Consider the following 7,638-nt stretch of genomic DNA (forward strand, 5'->3'; position numbering starts at 1 on the left):
ATTGATACTTTGAGCCACTTTTAAACTTGGATTAAGACTATATAAATAGAGATCATAGTCATTCCCTGAAGAACCAAATTTGTCGTTCCACTCGAGTACAATCTGAACAGTGCCGCCAGCAGTCATTTTAATATAAAGGTTGCGAAGCGTGGTGGAGCCACCACGAGTGAAATCATGATATGAACTACCTGATGGTTGAGGATAATAATCACCTTGGTAATGACTATCACCGGAATTTCCCGCTGAAGATACATAAATGATTTTATTGCTTGACAACGCAGAAGCTACATGCGATGCGACTGGACCATCTTCAAAAAATGGTTCTGTAATCCAACTGATATCGTCGCAAATTATTTTACATCCAGCGCTTACTAAGGCATCGATAGCTCTATTGAATGCCAATGTATTTGTACCACAGTCGTGAAAATAGAGTGCAGAACCGGGTACCATATCATGCACAATCTCAAGCATAGCAGTTCCTTCATCACCTCCATAAGTATTACTCAACACAGTAAGGCCAGCGCCGTCGGCAGGAAGATCATTAGTCGTTTGTGCACTCGAACGATGATCCACTCCATCGGAAATAATGCCGACTTTAATACCTGTACCTGATTGGGAATAGATTCTTCGCACATTAGCAGTTTTATGGATTGAATCACCTTGTGTCGTAACCGAACCCGTATTTGTTACTGGAGGCACAACCGATTGTACATGCTTAACACCTAATAAAGAAGCCAGGTTTTCAAGATCTTTCACTTTGATCCATGCAACAACAATATGATTACGTTCATCTATATCTGTCATCTTAGTAACCAAGGGATTTAGAATTCCTGTTAAGACATTTGGCTCAAGGTAGATATATACATACACTTCTCCTTCTTTAACATTACTAGCTTGTAAAATATCTTTTCCTTGATATCTATACTGATTCAATTTTCTCATTGATTCCGCGTGAGATTGTAAAGTGAAACCCTCGGGTAAATATTTCTGATCGGTCAATTGGAGAAGATCTGTTCCAAGTTTTTTTTGACTGCCGGTCATGGTTTGTTTTAACGCTTGGCTCGAGGGAGCTGGAAGAAATACTTTATTGTTTTGAAATTTTCCCTGCGCAACGAGACATCTGAATGCGAATAAATTTAAAACTATAAAAAGCACATATTTTTTCGTTACTCTAAACCGAGTACACATCCTTATGCCTTCTTCAATTCTAAGAGAATATATTTTTTAAACGGTTCTGTATCACTGCTTTCCAAGATTATTGGCGGACAAAATATTTCAAAGTATAATGTTGCCACACGGCTACGGACACTTTCTAGAGTTTGATTGACAAAGGATAATAACGCGAAGGAAATTCCGTAAGATCATCAATGCCTTTTTCGCTAATTCTACACTTATTCCTTCTATTCAGGCCATTATCCGTGAAAAAGCAACTATTTTCATCATTGATTGTTGCTTATCGGATAATAAATCCCCTCGGGCTTTTCCGCAAGCGGATAAGTGTATTTTCAAATTCATATTAATGATCTTTTCCTGATTGTCAAGTCTTAATTATAGTTCAACGCGGTGGCACATATAATATGCTGCCGTACAACATGAACTCAAGCTCGTTCCATAAATCTGATATCAAATCTTCAGGAAGCATCTCTCCTAAAAACTTCTTAGAATATCAATAGATGAATAACCATTTGAAGATTTTTTCATGTTGTCTCTCATAAAAAAATTCCGCGATCCGGTAAGCGGTTTAACGCATTTCATCGCTTTCCTTTTCTCTCTTGTAGCACTTGTTTTACTTGTAACTAATGCCGCAATTCAAGGAACAACCTGGCACATCGTCGCCTTTGCCGTCTTTGGAACAAGCTTGATTTTGCTGTACGGAGCAAGTTCGATGTACCACCTTCTTCCGCTTTCTCCACCGGGAACTACGATGCTACGCCGCATTGACCACGTTATGATTTTTGTATTGATTGCCGGAACATACACACCTGTATGCCTTATCCCGTTGCGTGGCGTGTGGGGCTGGAGTCTTTTTGGTATTATCTGGAGCATGGCGATTGCCGGAATTTTCCAGGCGCTCTTCTGGATTCATGCACCCCGCTGGTTTTCTACATCGCTTTATCTTGTTATGGGATGGATAGTCATCATCGCATTCTATCCGCTTGTTCAATCAATTCCTTTTGGCGGCATTATTTGGTTTGTTCTTGGCGGGTTGTGTTATACCGGCGGGGCACTTATCTATGCGTTAAAGCGGCCGAATCCTGTTCCCGGCATTTTTGGCTTTCATGAAATCTGGCACTTATTTGTGATGGCTGGCAGCTTCTGCCACTTCTGGGCAATATTTTACTATGTTTGAATTGCTTGACAACTTGTCTTCTGTGGAGTATATTTGTACAGTTAGTTTTTATAATTTAACGCGTTCTTTCCTATAATTTGTTGGGGTGCTACGATCCTGTTCTAAGTTAGGATCGGGCTGAGATTACACCCTTGTAACCTGATCTGGATAATGCCAGCGTAGGGAAATCGAAATAATTTTTATTAACACCGTTTCTTTTTTCTCCGAGCGCATGGAGATGAGGAAACGGTTTTTTTATTTTAAGGAAAAGCACTATGCGTACATATATTCTTCTTTTCATTGTTGCATTGAGTTACTCTTTTGCAGAAACACAAGAGAAATTCGATCATGATACTGTGTATCAGGCAGACCCTGTCACCATTATAGCGACCCATGCAAGTGAGCGTATTTCACCGGTAACATTTTCTAATCTCATGCATTCAGAAATCAAGCAACAGTATTCTGCACAAGATGTACCGGTTTTATTGTCCGGACTGCCTTCAATCACATTTTATTCTGAAAATGGGAATGGCACAGGCGGTTACAGTTATATTACTTTACGCGGATTTGACCAGCAACGGCTTTCAGTTATGGTTAATGGCGTACCTCAAAATGATCCTGAGGATTTCAGTGTCTACTGGATCGACTTTCCCGATCTGCTTGGCAGCACAACCAATATCCAGGTTCAGCGCGGCGCCGGAAGTGCATTCTACGGCCCGCCCGCAATTGGCGGTTCAATCAATATGCTTGCAGTTCCCTTTCAGCCCAAGCCAAGTGTGACTCTCGAAAGCAGCCTCGGTTTTCAGGAATATGGCGCAACAAACACTATCATGCTTTCAACTCGAAAATATTCTGCAACATTTAATTCTGGGCTCGTGGAGAATCGGTATATGTTTTATGGACGACTCGGGAAGCTTTCCACTGATGGATATCGTGACAAATCGTGGGATGACATCAGTTCATACTTCTTCGGAGCTGAACGGCTTGATGAAACAATGACAACACGTTTCCATTTTTATGGAGGACCTTTTTGCGACGGGTTAGTATACAATGGCATACCAAAATTCTATACTCGTGATTTGAAACTTCGCCGATCAAATTATAATTATTTTGAATTGAACAGCACCCAGGATACTGTACTCTATGCCTCTAACCGGCGGCCACAAGAAGCAGAACAATTCTCTCAACCTCACTTTGAATTGTTGCATGAATGGCGGCTTTCTCCAACCATCACCCTCCATAACACTTTATTCTATCTTCAGGGAGACGGTTATTATGATTATGATGGATCTGGATTAGATACCTCTTCATTACATATTGGTACGGCCTATGGATTCCCAACTTCAATTGATCCATCAAATATTCTGGTTCGTGCATTTGTCGGGAACAAGCAATGGGGATGGCTGCCGCGTTTGGAAATCAACCATGAAACTGGACTCTTGACTCTTGGCGCAGAATTCCGTTTTCACAATTCTCTCCATTGGGGTAAAATTGCATATGCTGAAAATCTTCCGATGAATTATGATCCTGACTATCGTTTCTATGAATACAACGGCGGGAAGAGTATCATTTCGGTTTATGGACATGAACTCTACAAATTGGATAATGCAATGACACTGATGACCGATCTTCAGATGGTGTACAATCGGTACACACTTGAGAACGAAAAATTCCTGAACAACAGGTTTTCCGTCCCGTACTTCTTTCTCAATCCAAGGCTTGGGATTAATTACAATGCCAACGCATCGATCAATATGTACATCAGTCTTGCATATACATCTCGCGAGCCCCGGCTCAAAGATCTCTATAAAGCGGAAGAATCTATTTGGGGAAGCACTCCGCAATTTGAAGCGGACACAACAGGTGGAATTGTGAGATATGATTTTAACAAACCGTTTGCAAAGCCCGAGCATCTTTTTGATCTTGAACTCGGTGGTGTGTATCGTGATGGACAAACTATGGCATCTGTTAATGTCTTCTGGATGGAATTTCAAGATGAGCTTATTAAAAGCGGAACCGTAGATATTTTTGGAGAACCTGTCATGGGGAATGCAGATCGTACGCGCCACATTGGTGTAGAACTCCAATGCCAAACGGATATTCTCACTGGGCTCACCATAAGCGGAAATGCGACACTCTCATACAATCGTTTAATACGCTACTCTGTCGTCGATCATGTAAATAACGGAATAGTCTATCGTAATACTCTGGACGGCAACCCAATCACCGGATCGCCCGATCTTATGGGAAATTTTCGATTATCGTATAATAATAGCAACCTGAATGCTTCGCTCGATGCAAAATACGTTGGCGATTTTTATACAGATAATACCAAGAATAATCTTTTAAAAAATGATGCATACACGGTCGTCAATGTAATGTTGTCATATAGGTTCACACTGGACTCAGGTGTATTCCTTACGGTTCGTGGGGAAACACGGAACTTGTTTGATGCGTTATATACTATGAGTGGTGAAGGTTCTGAATTTTTCCCCGCTGCTGAACGCAATTACATCCTTGGAATGTCATTGCAATTATAATGGCATCATGAAAGAACAATATTCTTTAACGTTTTTGCATCGCTCGATGTAAAATTGTAAATTGCTCATGTGCATATCTCGCCGTGGTATCCAGAGAGTGCCTCGCTTAAGTAAATCGCGGGTATACCTTTACCCGGCAGAGGGCTCTCGGTTGGAGTTGAATCCAAAGTAGTAGAGGATTTTATTTATGAAGCGTGTACTCATTCTCGCCAACGGAAAACCGCCAAGTAAACGGCTCTTCGAAAAACTTTTTGCGATAGCTGATTGGTTCGTTTGTGCTGATGGCGGGGCAAATACCGCAGCGCGTTTTGACTGCCCTCCTGATCTTATCATCGGTGACCTTGATTCCATAGAAGATGAAACGCTTGCCGTCTTCAGCAATGTCGATGTAAAACAGTTGAAAGATCAAAACTCGACAGATTTGGAAAAAGCGCTCACAGAAGTCATTCAGAAAAAGTGTAAAGAAATCGTTGTTGTTGGGGCAACGGGTAAGCGGCTTGATCATGCGATCGGAAATTTGAGTGCGCTCGTAAAATTTTCAAAAAAAGCACACATCACTTTTATGGATGATATCGGAACATTCATTGCAGTCAATCATTCAATAGAATTAAATCTTCCAATCGGCACGATCATTTCACTTCTGCCACTTTCCCGATGCAGTGGAATCGTAACAAAAGGATTGAAATGGAATCTGAAAAATGAATCTCTGGAGTTTGGAGTCCGCGAAAGTACGAGCAATGTCATTGTCGATTCTCCGGTGAACATTAAAGTCCAAAAAGGCAGTCTGGTCGCTTTTATAGTGACGAATAACAAACACATTGCAGCTCAATCCTAATTCCCTGACAGCCAATGATCAAAGTACATCTTTCGTTCGTCGATATCGCGCTGATTATTGCTTACTTCGCAGCTGTTGTATTCATCGGATTTCGTGCGGCTCGGAAACGAAAGTCCGGCGCAGATGATTTCCTTCTTGCCGGCCGCACGCTGACACTTCCAATTTTTGTCGCTACACTCGTTTCAACGTGGTACGGCGGAATTCTAGGCGTTGGAGAATACTCTTACAGATTTGGTATTTCCAACTGGGTCGTATTCGGAGTTCCGTACTATATCTTTGCACTTGTTTTTGCCTTGTTCCTTGCGAAAAAAGTCCGCGCAACAAATCTTTTTACAATTCCCGATAAACTTGAGCAGGCGTATGACAAACGCACTGCCATCGCCGGCGGTATTCTCACTTTTTTTCTCGTTACTCCGGCTGCGTACGTACTGATGCTGGGAATTCTTGCACAACTTATTTTCGGAATCGATCTCACGTTCTGTATCATCATTACTACTTTTCTGACTGTTGTCTATCTCTATAAAGGCGGTTTTCGTTCCGACGTGTGGGCAAATGTTTTCGAATTTGTGATGATGTTTCTTGGTTTTGCTCTCGTTGTTGTTTTTTCTTATTCAAAATTTGGAGGATTGGATTTCATACGCGCACACGTCCCGCCATTGCACCTTACATGGCACGGCGGCAACAGCATGGAATTTATCGCTGTCTGGTTCTTCATTGCATTGTGGACGCTGGTCGATCCGGCATTCCATCAGCGATGCTATGCGGCAAAGGACGGGAAGACGGCACAACGCGGTATTCTTGTTTCCATTCTTTTTTGGTTTGTTTTCGACTTTATGACAAGTGTTGCAGGATTATATGCTCGTGCATCATTGCCGTCTTTGACACAGCCGATGTATTCCTATCCACTTCTTGCTGAACTGACGCTGCCAACGATAGCAAAAGGAATGTTTTACATTGGCATGCTCGCTACTATTATGTCCACGCTTAGCAGCCTTACCTTAATTTCTGCAATAACCGTGGGGAAAGATATCGTAGGAAGATGGAAAAACGCCGCTAACGATTCGGACATTGTTCAGCGCTGGACAAAAATTGGGCTTGTATTTTCAGCGGTATTCTCTGTGGTGCTGGCAATTAGCGTTCCTTCTGTAGTAAGTATATGGTACACAATAGGTACTTGTATTATTCCTGGACTTTTAGTGCCGGTGTTGGCAAGTTATTTTGAACGGTTGAAGATTCCAGCAATGTATGCGTTCGGAGCAATGGTGAATGGCTGGTTCATCTCGACAGCAAGTCTCATTTCTGGACATATTTATTCTTCCAACGGTATCCCGGCATATTGGTATGGCATTGAGCCAATGTACCCTGGATTGTTTTTTGCACTTTTCTGGTGGGGATTGGGAAAGCTGGATAAACCGAAAGTAATTGATTAAAAAAAGGAACAACCTAACTATCAATAGAAGATCAAACTTCAATAGTCCTTTCTATTTTGACCGTTCGAAGTTTCCTTTTTCCATGCGGTTAAATCACTCGATCCTTTTGGAATCTTAAATTGAAATGTAAGGGGAAAAGCTATACATAGCATTCATGAAAGTCACGCTGTATAACAAACGCTGAGCTTTTATCATCCAATTGAGTAAAGCCCAATTGCGCATGTTCCTGCGCAAACATTATGGACGTATGCGCTATTACTATAATCATGATGGCTTTAAAGAATTTAATGCATCATGCAGATCCTGATATAGCTTATTGCGTCATATCTCCTGTCAGATGGCTCTCAATAAATTATCTAGCGCTTTATTTACTATTAGGACATTTGTCCGGTTACTTTATTTTGATGTTTTTTATCTTTTTTCATTTTAACGGACGGTGTTTTCTCCGGGACATAAACCTTTAACTCCGGATGAAAGTCTTTCACGAGACGTAAGTATTGACGA

General features: G+C 41.5%; 5 protein-coding genes and 1 riboswitch. Of the genes, 4 read left to right on the plus strand and 1 reads right to left on the minus strand.

Annotated features, from left to right (window positions below; genetic code table 11):
- The coding region (locus tag NTX44_10800; GenBank protein MCX6122088.1) for a hypothetical protein at window positions 1–1,188 on the minus strand (1,188 nt) is incomplete at its 3' end.
- A 511-nt stretch (window positions 1,189–1,699) separates the two neighbouring features.
- On the opposite strand from NTX44_10800, the gene NTX44_10805 reads away from it, so the two are divergent.
- The 4 genes from NTX44_10805 to NTX44_10820 all read left to right on the plus strand — a co-directional run bounded on the left by NTX44_10805 (window position 1,700) and on the right by NTX44_10820 (window position 7,134).
- The gene (locus tag NTX44_10805; GenBank protein ID MCX6122089.1) at window positions 1,700–2,350 is read left to right on the plus strand and encodes a hemolysin III family protein; all 651 of its coding nucleotides are present in this window, start codon (window positions 1,700–1,702) and stop codon (window positions 2,348–2,350) included.
- A 71-nt stretch (window positions 2,351–2,421) separates the two neighbouring features.
- Window positions 2,422–2,534: riboswitch (TPP riboswitch) on the plus strand.
- A 70-nt stretch (window positions 2,535–2,604) separates the two neighbouring features.
- On the plus strand, window positions 2,605–4,869 hold the full coding sequence (locus tag NTX44_10810; GenBank protein ID MCX6122090.1) for a TonB-dependent receptor: 2,265 nt from the start codon (window positions 2,605–2,607) through the stop codon (window positions 4,867–4,869).
- A gap of 187 nt (window positions 4,870–5,056) precedes the next feature.
- Window positions 5,057–5,704, plus strand: a complete 648-nt coding sequence (locus NTX44_10815) for a thiamine diphosphokinase (protein ID MCX6122091.1) — start codon at window positions 5,057–5,059, stop codon at window positions 5,702–5,704.
- 14 nt (window positions 5,705–5,718) lie between these two features.
- Complete coding sequence (locus tag NTX44_10820) at window positions 5,719–7,134, plus strand: sodium:solute symporter family protein (protein ID MCX6122092.1); 1,416 nt, start codon at window positions 5,719–5,721, stop codon at window positions 7,132–7,134.
- Window positions 7,135–7,638: the final 504 nt, after the last annotated feature.

The organism is Ignavibacteriales bacterium (assembly GCA_026390575.1).
In the GTDB taxonomy this organism is placed as follows: Bacteria; Bacteroidota; Ignavibacteria; order UBA10030; family UBA10030; genus Fen-1298.